The 22,969-nt window shown below is 66.0% G+C and carries 21 protein-coding genes and 2 tRNA genes; 10 read left to right on the forward strand and 13 right to left on the reverse strand.

The features are described from left to right. From OU426_RS16760 to OU426_RS16770, 3 genes are all read right to left on the reverse strand, one after another. On the reverse strand, positions 1-1,896 hold the full coding sequence (locus tag OU426_RS16760; protein WP_267635267.1) for an acyl-CoA synthetase: 1,896 nt from the start codon (positions 1,894-1,896) through the stop codon (positions 1-3). Between the two features lie 159 nt (positions 1,897-2,055). After that, a complete protein-coding gene (lysM, locus tag OU426_RS16765; protein WP_267635268.1) occupies positions 2,056-2,487 on the reverse strand; it encodes a peptidoglycan-binding protein LysM in 432 nt (143 codons plus the stop codon). Positions 2,488-2,567: 80 nt separating this feature from the next. Further along, positions 2,568-4,409 (reverse strand): ABC transporter transmembrane domain-containing protein, encoded by a 1,842-nt coding sequence (locus OU426_RS16770; protein ID WP_267635269.1) that lies wholly within the window; start codon positions 4,407-4,409, stop codon positions 2,568-2,570. A 172-nt stretch (positions 4,410-4,581) separates the two neighbouring features. Between OU426_RS16770 and OU426_RS16775 the strand changes: the two genes are divergently transcribed. Then, positions 4,582-5,292 carry a DUF1353 domain-containing protein gene (locus tag OU426_RS16775; protein WP_267635270.1) on the forward strand — a complete coding sequence of 237 codons (711 nt, stop codon included), beginning with the start codon at positions 4,582-4,584 and terminating at the stop codon, positions 5,290-5,292. A 163-nt stretch (positions 5,293-5,455) separates the two neighbouring features. Here OU426_RS16775 and OU426_RS16780 read toward each other — a convergent pair. After that, positions 5,456-5,529 (reverse strand) — tRNA-Gly (locus OU426_RS16780). Between the two features lie 104 nt (positions 5,530-5,633). On the opposite strand from OU426_RS16780, the gene OU426_RS16785 reads away from it, so the two are divergent. Then, on the forward strand, positions 5,634-6,191 hold the full coding sequence (locus OU426_RS16785) for a VOC family protein (RefSeq protein ID WP_267635271.1): 558 nt from the start codon (positions 5,634-5,636) through the stop codon (positions 6,189-6,191). 86 nt (positions 6,192-6,277) lie between these two features. Here OU426_RS16785 and OU426_RS16790 read toward each other — a convergent pair whose 3' ends face one another. Continuing rightward, positions 6,278-7,792 carry a bifunctional metallophosphatase/5'-nucleotidase gene (locus OU426_RS16790; RefSeq protein WP_267635272.1) on the reverse strand — a complete coding sequence of 505 codons (1,515 nt, stop codon included), beginning with the start codon at positions 7,790-7,792 and terminating at the stop codon, positions 6,278-6,280. Positions 7,793-7,923: 131 nt separating this feature from the next. Here OU426_RS16790 and OU426_RS16795 point away from each other — a divergent pair, with 131 nt between their 5' ends. Genes OU426_RS16795 through arsC form a run of 3 tightly spaced genes read left to right on the forward strand, consistent with a single transcriptional unit; the run spans position 7,924 to position 9,661 of the window. Beyond that, positions 7,924-8,262 (forward strand): DUF952 domain-containing protein, encoded by a 339-nt coding sequence (locus OU426_RS16795; protein WP_267635273.1) that lies wholly within the window; start codon positions 7,924-7,926, stop codon positions 8,260-8,262. Continuing rightward, positions 8,259-9,320 carry a quinone-dependent dihydroorotate dehydrogenase gene (locus OU426_RS16800; protein WP_267635274.1) on the forward strand — a complete coding sequence of 354 codons (1,062 nt, stop codon included), beginning with the start codon at positions 8,259-8,261 and terminating at the stop codon, positions 9,318-9,320. The genes OU426_RS16795 and OU426_RS16800 overlap by 4 nt, the downstream gene beginning before the upstream one ends. Further along, the gene (gene arsC, locus OU426_RS16805) at positions 9,317-9,661 is read left to right on the forward strand and encodes an arsenate reductase (glutaredoxin) (RefSeq protein ID WP_267635275.1); all 345 of its coding nucleotides are present in this window, start codon (positions 9,317-9,319) and stop codon (positions 9,659-9,661) included. Before OU426_RS16800 ends, arsC begins: the two co-directional genes overlap by 4 nt. Before the next feature lie 134 nt (positions 9,662-9,795). Here the strand turns inward: arsC and OU426_RS16810 are convergent, their stop codons facing one another. The 3 genes from OU426_RS16810 to rlmB all read right to left on the reverse strand — a co-directional run bounded on the left by OU426_RS16810 (position 9,796) and on the right by rlmB (position 11,766). After that, on the reverse strand, positions 9,796-10,227 hold the full coding sequence (locus OU426_RS16810; RefSeq protein ID WP_267635276.1) for a CoA-binding protein: 432 nt from the start codon (positions 10,225-10,227) through the stop codon (positions 9,796-9,798). A gap of 180 nt (positions 10,228-10,407) precedes the next feature. Beyond that, on the reverse strand, positions 10,408-10,854 hold the full coding sequence (locus OU426_RS16815) for a YHS domain-containing (seleno)protein (RefSeq protein WP_267635278.1): 447 nt from the start codon (positions 10,852-10,854) through the stop codon (positions 10,408-10,410). A gap of 123 nt (positions 10,855-10,977) precedes the next feature. Then, entirely contained in the window at positions 10,978-11,766 is a 789-nt protein-coding gene (gene rlmB, locus OU426_RS16820) for a 23S rRNA (guanosine(2251)-2'-O)-methyltransferase RlmB (RefSeq protein ID WP_267635279.1), read from the reverse strand. A gap of 142 nt (positions 11,767-11,908) precedes the next feature. Here rlmB and OU426_RS16825 point away from each other — a divergent pair. After that, positions 11,909-11,992, forward strand: a tRNA-Tyr gene (locus OU426_RS16825). 219 nt (positions 11,993-12,211) lie between these two features. On the opposite strand, the gene OU426_RS16830 is transcribed toward OU426_RS16825, so the two are convergent. Continuing rightward, complete coding sequence (locus OU426_RS16830) at positions 12,212-13,627, reverse strand: MFS transporter (protein WP_267635280.1); 1,416 nt, start codon at positions 13,625-13,627, stop codon at positions 12,212-12,214. Positions 13,628-14,181: 554 nt separating this feature from the next. On the opposite strand from OU426_RS16830, the gene cueR reads away from it, so the two are divergent. Next, entirely contained in the window at positions 14,182-14,634 is a 453-nt protein-coding gene (gene cueR / locus OU426_RS16835) for a Cu(I)-responsive transcriptional regulator (RefSeq protein WP_267635281.1), read from the forward strand. 72 nt (positions 14,635-14,706) lie between these two features. Beyond that, positions 14,707-15,012, forward strand: coding sequence for an antibiotic biosynthesis monooxygenase family protein (locus OU426_RS16840; RefSeq protein WP_267635282.1), 306 nt, complete (start codon positions 14,707-14,709; stop codon positions 15,010-15,012). A 101-nt stretch (positions 15,013-15,113) separates the two neighbouring features. Here OU426_RS16840 and OU426_RS16845 read toward each other — a convergent pair whose 3' ends face one another. The 4 genes from OU426_RS16845 to OU426_RS16860 form a co-directional block, all read right to left on the reverse strand. Then, the gene (locus tag OU426_RS16845; RefSeq protein WP_267635284.1) at positions 15,114-16,145 is read right to left on the reverse strand and encodes a 2Fe-2S iron-sulfur cluster-binding protein; all 1,032 of its coding nucleotides are present in this window, start codon (positions 16,143-16,145) and stop codon (positions 15,114-15,116) included. Next, positions 16,138-17,442, reverse strand: coding sequence for an MFS transporter (locus OU426_RS16850; protein WP_267635286.1), 1,305 nt, complete (start codon positions 17,440-17,442; stop codon positions 16,138-16,140). The genes OU426_RS16845 and OU426_RS16850 overlap by 8 nt, the downstream gene beginning before the upstream one ends. After that, on the reverse strand, positions 17,430-17,684 hold the full coding sequence (locus OU426_RS16855) for a glutaredoxin family protein (protein WP_267635287.1): 255 nt from the start codon (positions 17,682-17,684) through the stop codon (positions 17,430-17,432). The genes OU426_RS16850 and OU426_RS16855 overlap by 13 nt, the downstream gene beginning before the upstream one ends. A 71-nt stretch (positions 17,685-17,755) precedes the next feature. Then, on the reverse strand, positions 17,756-20,242 hold the full coding sequence (locus OU426_RS16860; RefSeq protein WP_267635288.1) for a heavy metal translocating P-type ATPase: 2,487 nt from the start codon (positions 20,240-20,242) through the stop codon (positions 17,756-17,758). Positions 20,243-20,487: 245 nt separating this feature from the next. Here OU426_RS16860 and OU426_RS16865 point away from each other — a divergent pair, with 245 nt between their 5' ends. Beyond that, a complete protein-coding gene (locus tag OU426_RS16865) occupies positions 20,488-20,688 on the forward strand; it encodes a heavy-metal-associated domain-containing protein (RefSeq protein WP_267635289.1) in 201 nt (66 codons plus the stop codon). 749 nt (positions 20,689-21,437) lie between these two features. Beyond that, a complete protein-coding gene (locus OU426_RS16870; RefSeq protein WP_267635290.1) occupies positions 21,438-22,925 on the forward strand; it encodes a multicopper oxidase family protein in 1,488 nt (495 codons plus the stop codon). The last annotated feature ends 44 nt before the right edge of the window (positions 22,926-22,969 follow it).

The raw sequence follows: 22,969 nt of genomic DNA on the forward strand, positions 1-22,969 counted from the left end.
TCAGGATTTCCATTCCCAGGGTCGGGTGAACTGCCCCAGAAGATGCACCACCGCCGCCTCGTCCACCGGTCCTTTTCGCTCAAGCCGCGCAACCAGTCCGCGCTTCTTGTCTTCGACGACCTCGGCGACCTCGGCGGCGATGCCCGCCTCTGCCAGCGCCTTGCCATAGACCCGCTGGATCGCGAGGCGCCTGAGGTCGGGCTTGAAAATCTTGCCCACCGCCGTTTTCGGCAGTTCGGGAAGAATCTCCAGATATTTCGGCACGGCGGCGCGTTCGGGGATCTCGCGCGCGGCATGCTCCATCAATTCTTCGACTGTCGCCTCGCCGCCCTTGACCAATTCCACATAGGCACAGGGCAGTTCGCCCGCGAACGTGTCGGGCTGGCCGATCGCACCCGCGAAGCCGACGGCCGGATGGGTCATCAGCGCCTCTTCGATCATCGCGGGATCGACATTATGGCCGCCCCGGATGATCAGATCTTTCGCCCGGCCGGTGATCCAGAGATAGCCGTCGGCGTCGATCCGGCCCAGATCGCCGGTCCTGAGGAATCGGTTCCCGGCAAAAAGCCCGATATTCTTGTCGACCTCGGTATAGGTCGAGCCTTCGAAAACCCCGGGGTTCGACACGCAGATCTCTCCGACCTCGTCGGTGCCGCAGTCGCGCGCGATGCCGCCGCCGCTGTCCATCTGAAAGATCTTGACCTCGCAATAGGGCATGATCACCCCGACCGAGCCCACCTTCTTCTGGCCATCGACCGGGTTGCAGGACACAAGGCAGGTGGCCTCGGTCAGGCCATAACCTTCCGATATTTCCACCCCCGTCGCCGCCTTGAACCGGTTGAACAGTTCCATCGGCATCGGCGCCGAACCCGAGATCGCGGTCTTCAGCGAAGAGACATCGGCATTCACCGGGCGTTGCACCATCGCCGCGACCGCCGTGGGCACGGTGATCAGGAAGGAAACCTTCCAGCGTTCGATCAGCTTCCAGAAATTGTCGAACACCCCCTCGCCCCGATAGCCCTGCGGCGTCGGCAGAACCATATGCGCGCCCGACCCGATGCAGGACATGAAGACCGGATAGGCGGCGAACACATGGAACAGGGGCAGCGGGCAGATCAGAACGTCGGTCTCGTCGAACAGAAGCTCCGCCCCCAGCCAGCCGTTGTAGATCATGCCCGAATATTTGTGCTGGGCGACCTTCGGCATGCCCGTGGTGCCGCCGGTATGGAAATAGGCGGCGATCCGATCGCCTGCGCTATCGGCGAAGGAAAGCCGGTCACCGGGCTGACGGGCAAGTTCGGCCCTGAAGCTCAGGACGCGCGCCTTGTGAGAGGCCGGATTCTTCGGCCGGATCAGCGGCACGATCCAGCTTTTCGGCGGGGTCAGATAGCGGTTGAGATCGACCTCCAGCACCGTCTCGACCCCGGGCGCGAGCGCAAGTGCGGCGGCGGCCTTCTGCGGCAGGTCGGTCTTGGGGAAGGGTCTGAGCGTGACCAGTACCTTGGCCTTCGTCTCGCGCAGGATCGCGGCGATCTGCTCGGGCTCCAGAAGCGGGTTGATCGGGTTCACGATGCCCGCCACCGCGCCGCCCAGAAGCGTGATCGCGGTTTCGACCGAATTGGGCAGAAGGTACGCGACCACATCCTTCTCGCCGACACCAAGGCTGCGGAAGAGGTTCGCCGCGCGCGTCACCTCGGCGTGGAGTGCCGACCAGGTCAGTGTCTCGGATTTCGATCCGGGGTCGGAGAGGATCTGGAAGCTCAGCGCATTGCGCGCGCCATGAGCCTCTTTCGTGCGGGTGAGAAACTGATAGAGCGTCGCGGGCAGCGCGCGCGCCGCATAGGGCATTTCATTTTCGATCGCGTCGCGGTCTGCGACCGTGGCGAATTTGGCCATCGTTCCTCTCCCCAGCCGCCCGTTCCCCCGGGCGTTTGTCCTTGTCGTTCGACAATGCGGTGAAAGGTCTGGTCGGGCAAGCTTCGAGCCGTGCGCGCCTGCAAAAAACCTAGCGTCATTTCGGGCGCGGCGGATCTGACGCCGCGCCCAGCGAGACGGTCAGGCCTGTGGAATGCGCAGCACCTGGCCGGGATAGATCTTGTCGGGATGCTTCAGCATCGGCTTGTTCGCTTCGAATATCTCAGGGTAGCGATTGGCATTGCCGAGCGTCTTCTTGGCGATCGCCGATAGCGTTTCGCCCTTCGCCACCGTGTGGAAGACCGGGTCCTTACCCGGCGTCTTGTCCTCGACCTTGGCGATGCCCTCGACATTGCCGACGGCGGTGATGATCTTTTCCTTCACCTCCTGGCTGACCGCGGTGCCGCTCAGTTCGACCTTGTCATCGACGACCTTGATATCGATGCCCTTGGCATCAAGCCCGAGCCCCTCGATCTCCTTGCGCAGCGCCTCTTCCTTCGGCATCTCGGCGGCTTCCGCCGAACCGCCGAAGAGCTTCTTGCCCGCGCCCTTCACGAAATCCCACATACCCATCTGAACCTCCATTACCAGAACCGGAACCCGGGCCGCTCTAGCGCCCGGCGCATGCAGTCTCGGCAGGCGGGCCCTGCGGATCAAGGAGGTGTGACCGCCGACGTAGCGTCAACGCGGGCTGTGGGCGGAAGTTCGCCACCCGTGAACTGCAACCGGGCAAGCCTTGCATAGAGCCCGCCTTCCGCGACGAGCTGGTCGTGCGGGCCCTCCGCCACGATCCGCCCCTCGTCGAACACGACGATCCGGTCGGCCTTCTTCACCGTTGCCAGCCGGTGCGCAACGACGATCACGGTGCGGCCCTTCGACAGGCTTTCGACCGCCTTTTGCACCGCCTGCTCGCTCTCGGCATCCAGCGCCGATGTCGCCTCGTCGAGCAACAGGACCGGCGCATCCCTCAGGATCGCGCGGGCGATGGCGATCCGCTGTTTCTGCCCGCCCGACAACATCACGCCGCGCTCGCCGACATAGGTGTCGTACCCCTCTGGCAGCGCGGCCAGAAACTCATGCGCCGCCGCCGCCCGTGCCGCCGCCTCGACCTCGGCATCCGTCGCTTCGGGACGGCCGAAACGGATATTCTCGCGGGCCGAAGCCGCGAAGATCACCGGATCCTGCGGGACGAGAGCGATGGCACGGCGGAAATCGGCGCGCGTCATGGCGGCAAGGTCGATGCCGTCCAAAGTGATGCGTCCGGCCTCAGGGTCCCAGAAGCGTTGCAGAAGCTGGATCACCGTCGTCTTGCCCGCCCCGGACGGGCCCACAAGCGCCACGGTCTCTCCCGGCCGGACCTTCAGCGTTACCGCTTCCAGCGCTGACCGGTTCGGCCGCGACGGATAGTGGAACGTGACATTCTCGAAAACGATCTCGCCCCGCACCGGGTGCGGCAGCGCCTGGGGCACAGCCGGATCGCGGATCGTGTCCTCTGCCGACAGAAGCTCCACCAACCGTTCGGTGGCTCCCGCCGCCCGCTGCAATTCGCCCCAGATTTCCGACAGCGCCCCGGTCGATCCCGCCACCATAACCGCATAGATCACGAACTGCACGAGATCGCCGATGGTCATCGCGCCGAGCCGCACATCGCGGGCGCCGATCCACAGGACGCCGACAACCCCGGTGAAGATCAGGAAGATCACGATCACCGTCATCAGCGCCCGCGCCTTGATGCGGACCTTGGCCGAGGTGAAGCTCTTCTCCGTCACATCGCTGAAATCCCGGCGGCTTTCCGCTTCGTGGGTGAAAGCCTGCACCACCTGTACCGCGCCCAAGACCTCAGATGCCTGGCCGGAGGAAGCGGCGATCCAGTCCTGGTTCTCGCGCGACAGGCGCCTGAGGCGGCGGCCCAGAAGGATGATCGGCCCGACAACCAGAGGGACCAGCAGCAGCACAAGGCCCGTCAGCTTCGCCGAGGTAAAGAGCATCAGCACCAGCCCGCCCGCGAGCATCAGCATGTTGCGCAGCGCAATGGACACCGACGATCCGATCACCGACAGTATCAGCGTCGTGTCAGTGGTGATCCGGCTCAGGACCTCGCCGGTCATCAGCCGTTCGAAGAAGGCCGGGCTCATCCCCACTACCCGGTCGAAGACCGCCTTGCGGATGTCCGACACCACCCGCTCGCCCAGCCGTGTCACAAGGTAATAGCGGCAGCCGGTCCCGAGCGCGAGCAAAGCCGCGATGCCGACAGCGGCCAGGAAATACTGATCGAGGAGCGTGCCGCCCTTGTTGAACCCGTCGATCACCCGCCGGACGGCGAGCGGCAGGACAAGGCTCACCCCGGCGGTCAGTGCCAGTGCCATCAGCGCGCCCAGCGCCATGAGCCGATAGGGCTGCACGAAGGGCCAGAGCGCGGCGAGCGCGCCCACTTTGCGCGACGGCGCGCGGTCTTCGTTCGTCCCAACGGGCATTTCAACGGGTCGGCGGGCCATCGGAACTCCGGTCTTTCGTCGCGGTTCCTTCCCTTTAGGCGGCCAGCCTCCGCCTCACAAGCACCCGAGTGCCGCAGGCTTGAAGCCGAGCAACCATAAGTTGCCCCGCGTCTACCCTGTCGCGCCATACCTCGCGCCGTGGTAGTATCGACCGCAATCGGGGGAGGAAGAGATGAACGTCAAGGCATCTGCGGCCGCGCTGTCGCTCGGACTGCTCTCTGCTTGCGCCAATGTGAATTACGAAACCACCCGCGCCGGAACCTTTCAGGGCGACCTCGTCGTGGTCTGGCTGCGCGATACCGGAAAGGCAGGCGACGGCACCTTCATCTATGTGCCCAGCCCGCGCGATCCCCTCACCTTCACGCGGCCCGAGGGCGAAACCCGGGTCAGGGTGATCGCGCCCGAGATGATGTATACCGATGGCGGCTCGATCCCGCCGATCGGCCGGGTCTTCAACGGCCTCACGCCGTGGAACTACGGGCCAGCCTACATGATCCACGACTGGCTCTTCGCCGCCCGCCAGTGCCTCAACGACGGAAAGACCGACGAAAGCTACAGGAAGATGGAAGAGGCGACCTTCCAGGATTCGGCCGAGATCATCGCCGAGGCGATCAAGGCGCTCGAAGTCAGCAAGAAGGTGAAGAAACGCGACATTTCTGGGCCGACCGTGACCTATGCCGTCACCAGCCCCTTCTCGCTCGAGCGCTGGAAGGTGAAGGGCGCCTGCAACCCGGTCACGGCGGATGACCGCAAGCTCGCGCTCCGCGCCATCGGCTTCACACCCGAGATCGGCGATATAGCGGGCTTCCGGACCTTCACCAACGAGGAGGGCGCGGTGATCAGCGAACCGGCGGCGGAAGTGGTGGCGATCTTCTCCTTCTGATCGGCGGGTAAGCCAGGCCCCGCTTCACGTTCTGTCCCGAAATACTCTCGCCGAAGGCCCCGCCCCGGCGCGGGCACCCGCCCGCGCCGGGGAACATGGCGTGCCGCGCGCCAGCGGGGCGCAATATGATCACGATGCGTAAGCAAACGAGCGGCGAGGAGGGTGGAGCGGGTGATGGGAATCGAACCCACGTATTCAGCTTGGAAGGCTGCTGCTCTACCATTGAGCTACACCCGCATGCCCTCCCTATAGAGGCAGAGCCCCGCCCCGCGCAAGGGAGGGGGAGTGAAATTCGCCCCCGCCCGCCCCATGACGATCTGCTCACGCCTGCCGAATGGCGGGTGACGGAACTCGTGCGCCATGGGCTTTCCACCGCCCGTATCGCCACCCATCTCGGCATCAGCCTTTATGGAGTACGGTCGCTCGCCCGGTCCGCTACCGCGAAGCTTGGCCTCGCATGCCGCGCCGAGTTGCGCAACTGGACCGGCATCCGCAAGGGCAGCGCCCGCGCCCCCTCCTCAGGAGCAAACCCCATGCACGCCCTTGGCCCCCTCAGCCAGATCGCCCGCCGCGTCGAAAACCTCAACCGCGCCCGCGCCTTCTGGCGCGATCTTCTCGGCCTGCCCGAGCATTACGCCTTCCCCGGTCTCGCTTTCTACGATCTCGGTGGCACGCGGCTGATGCTGCGCGAGACCGGCAAGCGCGAGGAGGCCGATATCCTCTACCTGTCCGTCCCCGACATCGGGGCGGCGCATGCGCATCTCATCGAAAAGGGCGCCGATTTCACCGGCGCCCCTCATCTGATTCACCGCCATCCTGACGGATGCGAAGAATGCATGGCCTTCCTCAAGGATGACGAAGGCCGCGACCTCGCGCTCCACGCCCGGATCACACCCTAGGCGCCGGGCGCCCCATCGTGCTCTGACGTGCACTCTTCGGCGATCACCCGAGCGAAGAGGCCTGTCAGGGCCGATGAGCGACCGGATTATTGACCGAGCTTCTTGATCCGCCCGTCGAGCGTCACGTTCACCGTCCCGAGTTTCTCGACATAGGCCATCACATCATTGGCCACGAGCGTGCCGGTCGGCCCGTCGGTCACGATCCGCCCGCCGCCAAGTGCCGCATACCCATCGCCGCCGCCGAGGATATAGTCATTGACCGCGACCTTGTAGAGCTTGTCAGCCTCCAGCGCCGCACCGCCGACCATAACCTCGGACACCCGGCTTCCGGCCTCGGCCGAGGCATCGAACGCATAGGTGAGGCCCGAGACCTGCGGGAAGCGGCCTGCGCCCTTCTCGACCTGGCTCACGCCGTTTTCCAGTGCCGCCAGCACCTGGCTGCCCGGCAGCTCTGTCACCACGGTCACATTGCCGAACGGCAGTTCGGTCAGGATATCGCGGCGCGTGAGCTTCGCGCCCGGATCATAGGTCTTGTCGCCGCGGATGCCGCCGCCGTTCATGATCGCAATATCGGCCCCGGTCTGGTCGCGCATCGCGTCGGCGATCAGGTTGCCCATCGTCGCCTCCTCGGCGCGCACCACATTGCGGCGGCTGTCGAGCCCGCCTTCAAGCGTGCCGATCTCGACGCCCAGCGTCTCGTCCATCTGGGCGGCGAACTTGTCGGCGAGCGCCTTGCTCTCGGCATCCGGCTCAACGTCCGCCGTGTCGATGAAACGGAAGTGCGGATACCATTCGACCTCTCGCTTGCCGTCTTTCTCCTCGACCGTGACGAAGAGGTCGACCGGCGACAGGAACTGACCGTCAATCGAGGTTTCGACATAGGCCGTCACCCCGTCATACGCGGTCGCATAGGAATGATCGTCGCCCGACAGGATCACGTCGAACGCATGGCTCTTGATCAGCGCCCGGTCGTTTTCCATGTCGGTCTGCACCACGCCCACGACGATATCGGCGCCATCGTCACGCGCCTGCTTTGCGGCCGCAACTGCCGTATCGACCGTCGGCAGGAACTTCAGATCCCCGGTCGAGGACACGGTGGGCGATGTGTCCTGCGCCACCGGAATGAGTGCGACCTTCAGCCCGCCCACCTCCTTCACCATCACCCCGCCAAGTCCCTCGACGGCAGAGCCATCGGCATTGGTGATATTGATGGCAGCCCAGGGGTATTTCGATGCCTTGACCTTCTCGGCGAAATTCTCCGGCCCGAAGTCGAACTCATGGTTGCCGGGAACCGCCAGATCGAACGGCACGAGATTGGTGAAGTCGATCGTATTCTGCCCCTTGTCGAAGCCCGACATCAGCGAGGGCGACAGCATGTCGCCGTCGAAAAGGTAAAGCGTGTTGGGGTTGGCGGCGCGCTCGGCCTTGGCGACTGCGTTCAGGCGCGCAAAGCCGCCCCGCCCGTCCTCTTCCTCGAAACTATAGACATCGCCGACCCCCAGAAGCGTAAGCTTCACTGTCTCCGCCGCAGCGGGGAAGGCAGCAAATCCCGCAGCAACGGCGAGCGCCGTCACGGAAAAATGCGATCTTGTTTTCTTCATCATCAATCTCCCTGAAGACTCGATAGCGGATCGTGCGTTCCCCAAGCCGCCCTGTCAAAGATTATTGCGCCTGTCGTAACGACAGCGCGACAGGCTTGACCGGCAGGCCCCTGACAGGGCAAGAGCGCGCCATGCTGATCCTGAAGATATTCCGCAGGCCCGAATGGGACGTATTCCGCAAGGCTGGCGAAACCCTGGGTGCGCCCGTCGATCTGGCCGACGGCTATATCCACTTCTCCACCCCCGCCCAGGTGACCGAGACGGCGGCGAAACATTTCGCTTCCGAAAGCGATCTGGTGCTGGTCGCGGTCGATCCCGCCCGCCTCGGGCCCGATCTGAAATGGGAACCTTCGCGCGGCGGCGCGCTCTTCCCTCACCTCTACCGGCCATTGCACCTGTCGGATGTCGTCTGGGACAAGTCGCTGCCTCTGGGCGCGGTCGGCCATATCTTTCCCGAAGGCGTGCTGTGAAGCTGATCGAACGCGCGGCCCTCGCCGCCCTCCACCGCTGCGATCCCGAACGTGCGCACGGCCTGTCGCTGCGCGCATTGGCAGTTGGCCTTGCGCCCTTGCCCGGACCCGTCATTTCGCCCCGCCTCGCCACGACCGTCGCGGGCCTCGCCCTGCCGAACCCGGTGGGCCTCGCTGCGGGCTATGACAAGAACGCCGAAGCGGTCGGGCCGCTCTCCCGCGCCGGTTTCGGCTTCGTCGAAGTGGGCGCCGCCACCCCGCGCCCCCAGCCCGGCAATCCAAAGCCCCGCCTCTTCCGGCTGACCGAGGACCGGGCGGTGATCAACCGCTTCGGCTTCAACAATCAGGGCATGGAAGCCATCGGCGCCCGCCTCGCCCGTCGCCGCAAGACCGCCGTGCCCGTCGGCCTCAATCTCGGCGCCAACAAGGACAGCGCCGACCGCGCCGCCGATTTCGCCCGCGTGCTCGCCCATTGCGGGCCGCATGTCGATTTCGCCACGGTGAATGTCTCCTCCCCCAACACCGAAAAACTGCGCGACCTGCAGGGCAAGGCAGCGCTCGCCGCCCTCCTCGCGGGCGTCGTCGAGACACGCGCAGGCCTTGCGAACCGCCCCGCCCTCTTCCTCAAGATCGCGCCGGACCTCACGCCCGCCGAACTCGAAGACCTGGCCGAAGTGGCACTCGCAAGCGGCATAGACGGGATCATCGCCACCAATACGACACTCGCCCGCGACGGGTTGAAAAGCCGCCATGCGACCGAGGCAGGCGGGCTTTCCGGCGCACCGCTGTTCGAGCGGTCCACCCGCGTCCTTGCCCGCCTGTCGCAGCTGACCGGTGGCCGCCTGCCTCTGATCGGCGTCGGCGGCATCGGTTCGGCGGAAGAGGCCTATCAGAAGATCCGCGCGGGCGCCTGCGCCCTGCAGCTCTATTCGGCGGTGGTCTATGGCGGCCTCTCGCTCGTCGCCAAGATCGCACGCGGCCTCGACGCGCGCCTCGCCCGCGACGGATTTGCGACTGTTGCAGACGCCGTGGGCACCGGCCGGGAGGACTGGCTATGACCCTGACCCTCTGGCACAATCCGCGCTGCTCGAAATCGCGTGAAACGCTCGCGCTTCTCGAAGCCCACGGCCATCGCCCGACCGTCCGCCTCTATCTCGAAACCCCACCCTCACAGACCGAAATCCGTGCAGCCCTCGCGCTTCTCGGCCAGCCCGCCATCGCGCTCATCCGCACCGGCGAGGACGAGTTCCGCGACCTCGGCCTCAACCACGACACAAGCGAGGCAGACCTCATCGCCGCCATGGCCGCCCATCCGCGCCTGATCGAACGGCCACTCCTCATCGCCGACGGCAAGGCCGCGCTCGGCCGTCCGCCGAAAGCGGTTCTCACGATCCTCTGATACGTTTTGTCCCGCAATACTCCCGCCGGAGGCACCCCCGGATGCGGCATCGCCGCAGCCGGGGCAACAAAAGGCGCGCCGCGCCCCTGGCGCGGCTCCGCTGGATCACATCGGGTCCGGGGGAAGGGAACGCCTCAGGCAAGCCCCAGCCGCCGCGCTTCGATCTTCGGGCAGCGGTTCTCAATGACCGTCACGCCCGCTGCCCGCGCCTTCGCCGTTGCCTCGGGGTGAGAGACGCCAAGCTGCATCCAGATGACCCGAAGGTCGGGCAGCGCCGCCAACGCCTCATCCACGATCTCCGGCACCGCTTCCGAGCGGCGGAAGATATCGACCATCTCGACCCGGGCGTCCTTCGCGACATCACCAAGCGACGCGGCGATCCGCTCGCCGCCATAAACCTGCCCCGCCTGCCCCGGGTTGACCGGGATCATCCGCATTCCGCGCGCCTTCAGGAAATCGGCGACCCCGTGCGAGGGCCGGTCGAGGTTCGGCGACCAGCCCACCACCGCCACCGAGCGGACAGAGGTGAGAATCGCCCTGATGATCGCGTCACTGGGGTTCGTCATGCGCCATCCATCCCAGAAAAAAGCGCCCGGGCCAAGGGCCGGGCGCCAGTCGCGGAACGAGGGACAGTGAGCTGAGGCACGGCTGTTCCGAGGCCGGCCCCATTATCTTGATTTAGGATTGTAAAGCCTGCGTAAAAGGCCGCTCGCCCGATCGTGATCACGCCGGCGCCCTAACCGCCGTCAATAGCCGTCAAGCGAGGCCCAGTTGCCTTCGGCTGCCGCCACGATCTCTGGCAGGCGCGCACCCATCGCGGCCAGCAGCGCGTCGGTGTGCATGAAATAGAGCTTGCCTTCGTGGATGAAGAAAGCCGTCGGCGCCGGGGCGGCGATATGCCCCTCCGACAGCCCATAGGCGCAATGGCCGCCGAATTGCGGCGCGTAGGCCTCCGGGTCCATCTCGAACGACATCAGCGCCTCGGGGCTGGCGAAATACCAGGTGACACCGCGCCAGGTCACCGCATTGCCCGCCTCGCCCTCGACCGGTGCGCCTTCGGTGAAATAGGCCACGACATCATAGCCGGACATGGCGATACCGCCCGGAGCGAATACTTCCCTGTCCTCGGCAAGCGCCGCGAGCGGCATAAGGGCTGCCGCGACACAGGCGCCGAGGGCCATGCGCGCCATCATCCGCAATATCCTTCCACAGCGATCATGAAGGGAAAATGCCCCCGGCGCGTCTCCAAGGGAATAGGCCTCCCGCAAGCGTGATGACGCGTGACCGCGAGGGTGGCCCGCGTGACACAATCGCGGCTAGCGGGGCCGGATTGACGCCGCATAAAGCGATACCGCCGCCGCGTTTGAAACATTGAGCGATCCGAACCCGCCGCCATAGGGAATCTTGACCAGCCGGTCGCAGGTCGTTCGCGTCCGTTCACGCAGCCCCGGCCCCTCGGCGCCAAGGACAAGACCAAGCGGCCGGTCGCCCACCTCGGCCAAAGCCTCGCCCAGCGTCACCTCCGCCTGGCCATCGAGGCCGAGGAGCACATAGCCCATTGCCTGCAGCTCCTCCATCGCGTCGGCGAGATTGCCGATGCGCAGATAGGGCTGGCGTTCCAGCGCCCCGCTCGCCGTCTTGGCAAGCGCTCCGGTCTCGGGCGCGGAATGGCGCTGGGGCGCCACCACGGCACGGGCACCGAACACTTCCGACGACCTGAGAATCGCGCCCACATTGTGCGGGTCCGTCACCCGGTCCAGAAGCACCAGAAGCGGCGCACCCTTGCCGCTGACCGCGATATCGGCAAGCTTACCCCAGTTCAGCGGCTTGACCTCCAAAGCGGCGCCCTGATGGACGTTCTCCGGTTCAAGCGGCACCTGGGCGTCGAACCGGCGCGGCTCGACCACTTCGGGCGTGAGCCCCGCCACCCCGATCGCTTCGGCAAGCTTGTCGGCGGCATTCTTCGTGACCACAAGACGCAGTTTCACCCGCGCGGGATTGAGCAGCGCATCCCGCACCGCATGCAGGCCGAAAAGCCAGACCGTCTCGGTCGCGGCCGCGCGTTTGGCGCGTTCCTTCTCGATCACCCAATCCGGCTTTTTCATGCGCGGGTCCTTCCGTTTCTGGCCGCGCACAATGGAACGGAGCCGCCCCCGGGCGCAAGACCACATGGCCACCAAGCAGGCCCTTCGGCACAGAAATTCCGCCTTGACGCCCCACGCCCCCCCGCGTATTCAGCCCGCCATTGGGCGACGTGCTGCAAGGTGCGGCAGCGGACTGTAACTCCGCCGAGGAGACTCATGCCTGGTTCGATTCCAGGGTCGCCCACCATTCCTCGCAAAATCAAGTGCTTAAAGGCCGCAATTCTCCGGTGCGACATACTGGTGAGACATTGCAATGCGATTTGCGGCCTACTTGTGCGCTTCCCGCCATGGCATCTATTACTTCCGCTGGCCCCTGCCTCGGAACCTGCATCCGGCAGGACGGGCATCCGACGTCAGGCTGTCGCTTAAGACACGTGCGCCCCACCTGGCTGAGCACCTTTGATGCTCAGCCGACTGGCACGTCGGCGGCCTTGCCGTTGCCGCGCACGAAGAGGGTGGCAGCCACGCTCGCCAGCAGACCGACGAGCGCGGCGCCCAGGAAGGCAGCTCGATATCCCGACAGGGCATCTACGGCCTCGTGCGGCGCGCCGGCGAGTTGCGAGGCCGCCACCGAAACCATCACGGCGAGTCCAAGCGCAGATCCCACCTGGTAGGTCGTGTTGATCAAGCCGGACGCCAGCCCGGTGTCCTCGGGCGCCGCGCCGCCCATGCCGGTCATCGTGACCGGGATATAGGCCAGCGACATGCCAAGCGCCGCGATCAGCGAGGCGGGCAGAACCGAAGCGAGATAGGTGCCGTCTGCGGGGATCGTCGCCAGCAGTCCGAGGGCGCCGCTCAGCGCCAGGAGACCGGCGATCATGACGGGCTTCACACCGAAACGGCCGATCAGGGGCCCGGTGAGCTTCACCATGAACACCATGATGACCAGCGTCATCGGCAGAAGCGCGAGGCCCGACCCGAAGGCCGACAGGTTCAGCACCGACTGGAGATAGAGGTTCAGGAAGAACCACAGTGGAATCCAAGCAGCGCCCAAGAGTGCCATGACTAGGTTGCCAGCCCCAAGGCCCGGTGCCCGGAACAGGCGCAGCGGCAGAAGCGGTGAGCGCGACTTGGCCTGGACGATCAGGAACAGGATCAGCAGACCGACCGCGGCGCCCAGAAGGGCGAGGGTCTGAGGAACCAGCCAGCCGGCGTGCTCACCGGTGACGATGGCATAGACTGCCGCCACGATCGCGCCGGTCACAAGCGCAGAGTCGATCACGCCGATCTTGCCCCGCGATCCCGGAACCTTCCGGAGAACGGACGGACCGATGGCGAGCACGGCAAGACCCAGAGGGACGTTAACAAGGAACGTCCAGGTCCAGCTCATCCACTCGGTAATGACACCGCCGAGGAAGACGCCAGCGGTCCCGCCGGCTGCGGCGGAGGCACCCCAGAACCCGAATGCGCGACCAAGCTCGGCGGGACGCGCGCCGAACAGGCGCATGAGAATGGACAGCGCGGCGGGTGCGATCAAAGCCGCCCCGACACCTTGCAAGGCTCGCCCTGTCAGGAGGACGGCCTGGCTATCGGCGAGCCCCGCGACCAGAGAAGACGCGGTCAGGATGCCGAAGCCGGCGAGGAAGATGCGGCGTGCGCCGAACACATCGGCGAGCTTGCCGCCGAGCAGAAGAAGACCGCCGAAAGCGATCACATAGGCGTTGAAGATCCAGCTCAGCCCTTCGTCGGTGAACCCGAGATCGGCCTGGATGGCGGGAAGTGCGACACCGATGATCGATGTGTCGAGGATGACGATGAACTGTGCGGCGCACAGGAGCGCAAGCGCCCTCCACCGCTTTGGATCAGGATTGGGAAGTGACATCGGACGAAGCCCTCTGGTTGCAGTTGGGCCGCAGCGATTCGTGCGGATGTTCTGCGTCCTCGGGGCTCCCATCATGGCAGGGTCAACGCACCTCCCAGCGTGTCAGGGTGCGCTTTGCGAAGATTCCAAGGAGATGTTCGAGGATCGCTCCGCTCGGCATTGACCCTCCCTCCTTTGGAGGCCCGACAAGGTGATTCGACACAGCACCAGTCACCTTGGAGAACTCCAATGACGCATTCCGTTCCTATCCCTGTCCGTCCGTCGCTGCTTGGACATCTTCTCAGTGTCCTGAGGACCGCAACGCTCGAGCGCATGATCCTGCCTGACGTCGAAGGCAGGGAAATGGAGGAGCATATCCTGCTGGAGTCACATCTTGTGCGGGCGCCGCCCCTTCTTTTTGCCGCACAACAGGCGCCGCTTCTTTGACTGCTGAAGATGAAATCTCTGCGGCCCGTGTCAGGACCATTGCGCGAAAATCCTGTTGACCCTCCAATGATGGGAGGGTGCAGGAAGGATTCGATCCCGACGTGGCGGGACTAGAATGGAGCCTCGTGATGAATATCGGAGAAGCCTCGAAGGCGACCGGCATCTCGGTAAAGATGCTGCGCTACTATGAAGAAATCGGTCTCGTCCGCCCAGCCCTCAGGGCCTATTCGGGCTATCGCGTCTATTCGGACAAGAACATTGCGATGCTGCGTTTCGTGCGTCGCGCCCGCGACCTCGGGTTCCAGGTGAAGCAGATCGCGTCGCTTCTGGATCTCTGGCAGGACGGAAGCCGCGCGAGTGCGGATGTGAAAGCGCTGGCCCTCGATCACGTCCGCGAACTGGAGCAGCGCCGGCGCGAGCTCGACGAGATGATCGGCACGCTGCAGCACCTGGCGCATCACTGCCATGGCGACAGCCGACCCGATTGCCCGATCCTGACCGGCCTGAGCACCGAAGAAGAAGCGACACCCAAGCCGGCGCGCAAGAAGGCCTCGCGCCGAAGCTTTGCGGTAGCCGGCTGAAGGCTCTCAGACGTTGGGTCTGCTCCCGGGTGGGTTCCTGGCAGTCGATTTTCACGCCCCGGAGGGCAGACCATGATCGGCAGGATTTGGACGACACGTGTCGACGAGGTGCGCGCCCTCGAATACGAGGCGTTCGCCAGAGAGATCTCGCTGCCGATGTTTCGTCAGCAGCCAGGATTCCTTGGTGTCGCCATGTTTCGCCGCGGTGAGGAGTGTGTGGTACTGACCCTTTGGCGGGATGCGGAGTCGGTCGCGGCCCTCGCCAGATCCACTTCCTACGCCCGGACGGTGAGCGAGATCCTTGCCGCGGGCTTCATTCAAGGCGAGCAGACCCTGGAGACCTACAACGTGCACCTGCTCGCTGACCTGCAAAGATAGGGCGCGCGTTTCCAGCAAGCGTCCGGACAGCTCGAAGTGATGGCCAAGAGACGACGTGCCACGAGGATAACGCCCTCATGGCACGTCGCTTTTGCTGCATCTCAGCTTGCGACCGCGATGTCTCTGGCCCCGGCTACATCCTCGGGCGTGAAGAATACGTCGGCGTGCAGATCGGCCGACTGAAGACCGGACGCCAGAACGACTTCCGTCAAGGCGTCGATCATTACCGGCGGGCCGGCGGTGTAGACCTTCCAGCCGTCCAGATCCTGCAGGTCCGCACGGACGGCGGCATGCAGGAATCCAGTGCGCCTGTCGGTGGGCGCGGACGGAGCCGACAGCACGGGCGTCACGGTCATGTTGCCATGTCGTGCAGCAAGGGCGGCCAGCTGGTCGAGACCATAAAGGTCACGCTCGTCCCGTCCACCGACATAGACGCGGATGGGCTGGCGCATGCCCTGCGCGACGGCGCTTTGTAGGATCGACAGGATCGGTGCAAGCCCGGAACCGCCGGCAACCGCAAGGATCGGCCCGGTATGTCCCTTACGCAGATGCGCCGAGCCGCGGGGCCCAGTGAGGCGGAGGCGATCGCCGACACGGAGGCGGTCGTGAATGGCCGTCGAGGTCTGCCCGTCGGGCACGCGCCGGGCGTGGAACTCCAGCACGTCGGTAGCCGGCGCGTTCGCCATCGAGTAGTCCCGTGCAGGCACGCCCGGCAGATTGAGCGTCGCGTATTGGCCGGACGCATACAGGAACGGTGCGCCGTCAACCCGGAGCCGCAGACGCAGGATATCGTGCGTGAGAAGCTCGGTGCCCACGACTTCCGCAGACATTTCGCGGACAGGATGACTGACGGCGTCCTCGTCCTCTAGCCAGGCCACGCTCACCGGACCCTTCGGCACGGATCGGCAGGCCAGGATCAGGCCGGCGTCTCGTTCGTCGGGAGGAAGCGCAAACCGTGAGAAGTCGAGCATTTCGACCTCGCCGCTTGCGAGGCGCGACTTGCAGTTGCCGCAGCGGCCGGACTTGCAGCCGTGCGGGTAGTCGATGCCTTCGGCCAGCGCGGCCGAGAGGATCGTCTGTCCGTCCGGCACTGTAATGGCCCGGCCGATGTTGAGAAGGGTGACGTCAGGCATGTCTGGATACTCCATTGCAGGAAAGGGTGCAGGTCGGGGCGCAGGTGACGATTCCGGTGCCGCTCGCGGCGGCGCAGGCACAAACGGTCTCGACGAGTGAGGCCGACGATGCGGCTGGGGCGTGGCGCAGGACCAGGACGGAGAGGATCGCGGAGACAGCCGGCGCGAGGAAGGCGAGGGACAGTGCGGGTCCGACTCCGATCTGCGTCTGCAATGCGCCGATACCGAAGTAGAGGAGGCCTGCAAGGGCGAAGCCGAGACCGAAGACCATGCCGGCGGCGGTGGCGCCGGCACTCGGCGCGAAGTCCTGCGCGGCGACGACGAGGATTGGGGTCGCCGCGTAGCTGAGCGCCCCCGCCGCGGCAAGTGCGGCCACGAACCCGCCTGTTCCGGGGGTTAGCCAGAGCAGCGCAAGGAAGGCCGGCATCGCGGCGGACATCACCCCGGCGAGCAGCCAGGTCCGCGACAGACGTGCGGCGAGGAACCCGACGCCGATGCCGCCGGCCGCGGCGGCGAGCGAGAAGGTGCTGAGCGTGCCGGCGATTGCCGGATCGCTCCCGGGGAGTCCGTGCCGCTCCATCAGGTAGAGCGGCAGGCCGTTGAGGACCGCCGTCGCTGGCAGGAAGGCAAAGGCAGTGGCAAGCGTGATCAGGCCAACCGGTCCGAGAACGAGGCGCATGTCGAAGCGCGGTGCTGCTGCGACAGGGAGGACAGTGCTGTCTGCGCTGCGCGAGGCGAAGGCGAGGATAGCTGCCGCAGCAAGGACGCCGGGCAGGATAAGAACAAATGGCAGCGCAGGCCCGGCCACCTCGCGCGCGACGGCGATGAAGCCCGGGCCAGCGGCATACCCCAGCATGCCGCCCGCGGAAAACAGGGCGACGGCGAACTCCGGCCGCCGGGCGCCACGCCGTACAAGCATGGATCCCGCGGGGTGGATCGCGGCAGAGCCGAACCCGGCCACTGCCACCAGTGCGAAGAGAAGCGAAACGCTCGGCACGACGGCCAGAAGGCTCAGCAAAACGGCGCTGAAGAGGACGCTCGCCGCCGTCACCGGGACCTCGCCGAACCTGTCGGAGAGCCGTCCGAGCAGTGGTCCGGGCAGCGAGGCCGACAGTGCGAAGATCGCCACGAGCCCCGCGAGCGTCGCCTCGTCGAGGCCGAGCTGGCTGTGGAAGGTCGGCAGGAGGACCGGCAGGAAGGCGGTATAGGCGTCGTTGACCGTGTGGCCGAACGTGCCGAGCACCAGAGCGCGACGACCGGTCTCGGCGCGTGGCGGGTAGAGGGTCAGTTCGGCCATGTTCCCAACTCCTTCAGGCGGGCCTCGATGCGGGGCTTCTGGTCCTCGAACGTGCCGTAGGTGAACCAGTCGCCGATCTCGGTGATCGGGGCGACGCGCACGCCGAAGCGGCGCTTGGCCTCGTCCATCACGTCCTGATTGGTGAGGTCCTGTTCGGCGTAGGCGATGCCGAGGCGACCAAGCCACGCCTTGAGCGTGCGGCAGTCCGGGCAGGTCGGGGTGGAATAGACGGTAACGGTCATAATCGGTCTCCTGGGTTGGATGGTTTCGGGATAGGCGCGGCGTCCCCAGTCGAGCCGGGGACGCATGGGTGTCAGGACGCGGCGTGCCCGGCTTCGGCCATCGGCGCCTTGAACCGGCGCAGCCGGAGTGCGTTGCCGAGAACAAAGACCGAGGACAGCGCCATCGCGCCGGCTGCGAAGACGGGCGAGAGCAGGATGCCCGACACCGGCCAGAGCGCCCCGGCAGCGACCGGGATCAGCGCGCCGTTGTAGGCGAAGGCCCAGAACAGGTTCTGCCGGATGTTCCGCATCGTCGCGCGGCTGAGCGCGATGGCGTTCGGGACACCCTTTAGGCTGCCGGACATCAGCACCACGTCCGCGGCCTCGATGGCCACGTCGGTGCCTGTGCCGATAGCAAGGCCCACGTCGGCCTCGGCCAGCGCCGGGGCGTCGTTGATGCCGTCGCCCACGAAGGCCACGGCGCCGAGCGCCTTGAGCCGCTTGATCGCCGCGACCTTGCCGTCAGGCAGCACCTCGGCCACCACCTCGTCGATGCCCAGCCGGCGCGCGATGGCCTCGGCCGTGCGGCGGTTGTCGCCCGTGATCATGGCGACCTTCAGCCCGAGGTCGTGCAGCGCCCGGATCGCTTCGGGAGTCGTCGCCTTGATCGGGTCCGCCACCGCGATGATCGCGGCCAGTCGCCCGCCGATGGCGGCATAGAGCGGCGACTTGCCCTCGTCTGCGAGACGCGCGGCGGCCTCGGCGAAGGCGCCGACGTCATGGCCCAGCTGCGCCATGTAGCGGTCGGCGCCGATCTCGACACGGATTCCTCCAGCCTCGGCATTGACACCGAACCCTGTCACGCTCTCGAAGCTCGACAGCGCCGGCAGGGGCAGGCCTTCGGCATCGGCGGCCTCGACGATGGCGCGGGCGATGGGATGCTCGGACTTGGCCTCGACGGCGGCGATCCGGGACAGCACGTCAGCGCGGTCGAAACCGTCCGCCTGCACGAGGTCGGTCAGGGTCGGCTTGCCTTCGGTCAGCGTGCCGGTCTTGTCGAGCGCGACGATCTTGGCATCCTGCAATCCCTGCAGCGCGTCACCTTTGCGGAACAACACACCCAGTTCGGCGCCGCGCCCCGTGCCCACCATGATCGAGGTCGGCGTGGCGAGGCCCATCGCACAGGGGCAGGCGATGATCAGCACCGCAACCGCGTTCACCAGACCGAAGGTCAGCGCCGGGTCCGGTCCGAAGAAGAACCACACGCCGAAGGTCAGCGCGGCGAGCGTCATCACCGCGGGTACGAACCACATGGTGATCTTGTCCACGAGGCCCTGGATCGGCAGCTTGGAGCCCTGCGCCTCCTCGACCATGCGGATGATCTGCGCGAGCATCGTGTCGCTGCCAACCGCGGTGGCGCGGAACGCGAAGGCGCCGGTCTGGTTGACCGTGCCGCCTGTCACCTGGGCGCCCTTGGACTTGGCGACCGGGATCGGTTCGCCGGTGATCATCGACTCGTCGATCCAGCTTTCGCCCTCGATCACCTCGCCATCGACAGGCACCCGCTCGCCCGGGCGGACTTCGACGATGTCGCCGGGGGCCACATCGGAAACCTCGATCTCGACGACGCCTGCACCGCGCCGCACGCGGGCGGTCTTGGCCTGAAGGCCGATCAGCCGCTTGATCGCTTCCGAGGTGCGGCCCTTGGCCCGCGCCTCGAGCACGCGGCCAAGCAGGATCAGCGTCACGATGACCGCTGCGGCCTCGTAGTAGACGTTGACGGTACCCGCCGGCAGCAGGCCCGGCGCAAAGGTCGCGACCAGCGAATAGGCATAGGCCGCCAGCGTGCCGACGGCGACGAGGCTGTTCATGTCGGGCGCGGCGCGCAGCAGCGCCGGGATGCCCTTCTGGTAAAAGCGGATGCCGGGGAAGGCGAGCACCAGCGTGGTCAGCGCGAACTGGATCAGCCAGCTCGCGGTCATGCCGATGGTCGAGGCGATCAGATGGTGCATGCCCGGAATGACATGGCTGCCCATCTCCAGCAGGAAGACCGGCAGGGTCAGACCCGCGGCAATCCCGAGGTCGCGCCGCAGGATGCGGTGCTCCTGCTCTTTCTTCGCCTCGGCCTCGGCATTGGCAGCAGCGCCGCCGTCGACGGGCCGGGCGATGTAACCGACCTCGGCGACCGCGGCGAGCAGGGTGGCGAGATCCGCCGCGCCCTTCACCGTCGCGCGCTCGGTGGCGAGGTTCACGGTCGCCTCGCTGACGCCGGGCACGGTGCGCAACGCTCGCTCCACGCGGCCGACGCAGGAAGCGCAGGTCATCCCCTCGATGGCGAGTTCGACGGTCGCGGCAGTGACGGCATAGCCGGCATCCCCGACGGCCCGGATCAGTTCGGCGCGGTCAACGGGCCCTGCAAGGCGGACGTCTGCACGCTCGGTGGCGAGGTTGACGCTGGCATCAAGAACACCGGGAACGGTGTTCAGGGCACGCTCGACGCGCCCCACGCAGGACGCACAGGTCATGCCCTCGATCGGAAGGGAGACGGTCTCCCGGGTGAAACTGGCTGGCGCATTCATGGCTGATTCCCTTCGGATTAGCAGTGATGCGCAAGGAAATGGGGTCTCCCATGTTGGGAGGGTCAACAGCCTTTTTCGATTTTCTGAATGAGGCTCCGGCGGCCTCGCGCGCGAGCGTTCCTATACGCGTTGCGTGCGGAAGCGAGATTTACTGTGGCCTGGAAGAATTCTGAAAATACCCTCTTGACCCTCCAACCATGGGAACGCCCAGATATCCGTTTGCCAATCAATCAAAGGAGGCAAACATGCAATTCCACATCGAAAACATGACCTGCTTCGGCTGTGCCCGGAGCGTAACCAAGGCGATCCAGTCGGTCGACAAGGCCGCAGTGATCAAGGCCGATCCCGAGAATCGCAAGATCGAGGTCGAAACCTCGGCCACGCGCGCCGAGATCGAGGCCGTTCTCGCCGAGGCGGGCTATCCCGCTGCCCGCGAAGCCGCGTGACGGAGGACGGCCATGCCCCGCCTCTCGATCGCATGCCTGGGAACGGCTTCGGCTGCCGCCGTGGCTCTAGCCTTGATCCAGGTGCAAGTGGCTGCGAACGGCCCGGCAGCAGCTGTACCGATCGCCCGCTCCGTTCAAGAGATTGCTCCGTCTGGCGCGCTTCATGGCGGACACTGACCCCGCTCCTGCAGAGCCGCCCTCGCGAGGGCGGCTCCCGTTGCGCGGTCTCCGGAAGGGGCGGCCAAGCGCGCCCAGCACACCCGCGAAAGTGATACCGGCCGAAATGGACTCGCAGGCGACTGGTCGTTATGTTCTTGTCATGTTCGCTCGTGCCATCACATTGCTGGCAGTGCTCGCTGTCGTCCTCTTGACGACAGTCGCGCCGTCGCATGCCGCCAGCATGAGTGCGGGGGCGAACCATGCGTTTCATGCCGACGTGATGATTCACATGGAGGCTGGCGATGCCCATGATTGCGCAGGTGCGGCTGCGTGCGGTGAGGCGGATGCAGGACTTTGCGATTTCGTCTGTGCGGGGCTGGCAGCTTTCGCACCGGTTTCGGACGCAGAGGCCGCCCGGTCTGCGGTTCCTTCAAGGCACCATTTCCCTACCGAGACGAGCGTCGAAAGCCGGTCTCCCGATCTGAACGAACGACCTCCCAAACCGCGTCTCCTCTGATCGCGCCCGGGCCGACGCCCGTGGCGTCCCATAGGCATTTATGAACGGGACGGGATGTCCCGAGGAGACGACAATGAACACACTCTCTCGTCGCGGCTTTCTTGCCGGATGCGCGGGCGCAGTTGCGACCGTCAACCTTCCTCGCGCCGCAATGGCGCAATCAACGGCCCCCCTTGCGCTCTCGGCTGCCACCCGAACGCTCGATATCGACGGGCGCGCGGCAACGGTCTTTGGTCTCGCCGGGCCCGGCGGCCAAGGGCTGGTACTCGATCCCGGCCAACGGTTCCGGGTCGATCTCACCAACAACCTCGATGTCGGCACGATCATCCACTGGCACGGCCAGATCCCGCCCAACGCCCAGGACGGCGTGCCCGACATGCCGATGCCCCTTCTCGCTCCGGGTGAGACCCGGTCCTACGACTTCGAGGCGCGGCCGGGAACGCACTGGATGCACAGCCATGTGCCGATCCAGGAAATGCAGTTGCTCGCCGCGCCGCTCATCGTGCGCTCGGCCGAAGACGTCGCCGCCGACCGGCAGGAGGTCGTGATGTTCCTGCACGACTTCTCATTCAAGGGCTCCGAGGAGGTGCTGGCCGAGATCACCGGCGGGCATGGAGGAGGCGGGCATGGGGCCCACGGCATGCCTCCCGCCACACCAGACGATCACGCCGCGATGGGCCACGGCATGCCCGGAATGAACATGGGCGGCATGTCGATGGAGGGCATGGACGGCATGGCCATGGACCTCAACGACTACGACTGGGACGCCTATCTGGCCAACGACCGCACGCTCTCCGATCCCGAGGTGGTGGCCGTTGAGCGGGGCGGCCGTGTGCGTCTGCGGTTGATCAACGCGGCGGCGGCGACCGTCTTCTGGATCGACACCGGTACCGTGCAGGCACGTCTTGTCGCCGTGGACGGTCATGGCGTGCAGCCGCTTCCCGGCAACCGCTTCGGGCTCGCCATGGGCCAGCGGCTTGATCTCGAGATCGACCTGCCGAACGAAGGCGGCATCTGGCCGATCCTGGCCCTGCGAGAAGGAGCGCGGGAGCGCACCGGGCTGATCCTTGCGACCGTCGGGGCCGAGATTCGCAGGATCGACTCGCTTGCGGAAGACGAGGCCCCGCCCTTCGATCCCGATCTGGCGCAGGAGTCGCGACTGACGGCCGTCGACAGCCTGGCCGCGCGCCCGGTCGATCGCAGCCGGATGCTCATGCTCGGCGGCACGATGCAGCCCTATGTCTGGACCATCGACGGGCAAACCTGGGGTAGTCACGCCTCCGTTCGCGCACGCCCCGGCGAACGGGTGGAACTGATGTTCCACAACATGTCGATGATGGGCCACCCGATGCACCTCCATGGCCATGTCTTCCAGGTGGTCGACATCAACGGCCGGCGCCTCGCAGGCGCCCTGCGTGACACGGTCTACATCCCTCCCATGTCAATGGTGACCGTCGCACTCGACGCGGGCGAAGCGGCGCGATGGATGCTACACTGTCATCATATGCCGCATCTGGCGACAGGCATGATGACCGAATTCCAGGTCATCGCGTCAGCCTGACGGCACATATCTGCTGTGCCGGGACCGCGTGTCTCCGGCGCAGC

The sequence above is a fragment of the Frigidibacter sp. RF13 genome (genome assembly GCF_026626305.1).
In the GTDB taxonomy this organism is placed as follows: Bacteria; Pseudomonadota; Alphaproteobacteria; order Rhodobacterales; family Rhodobacteraceae; genus TMP-24.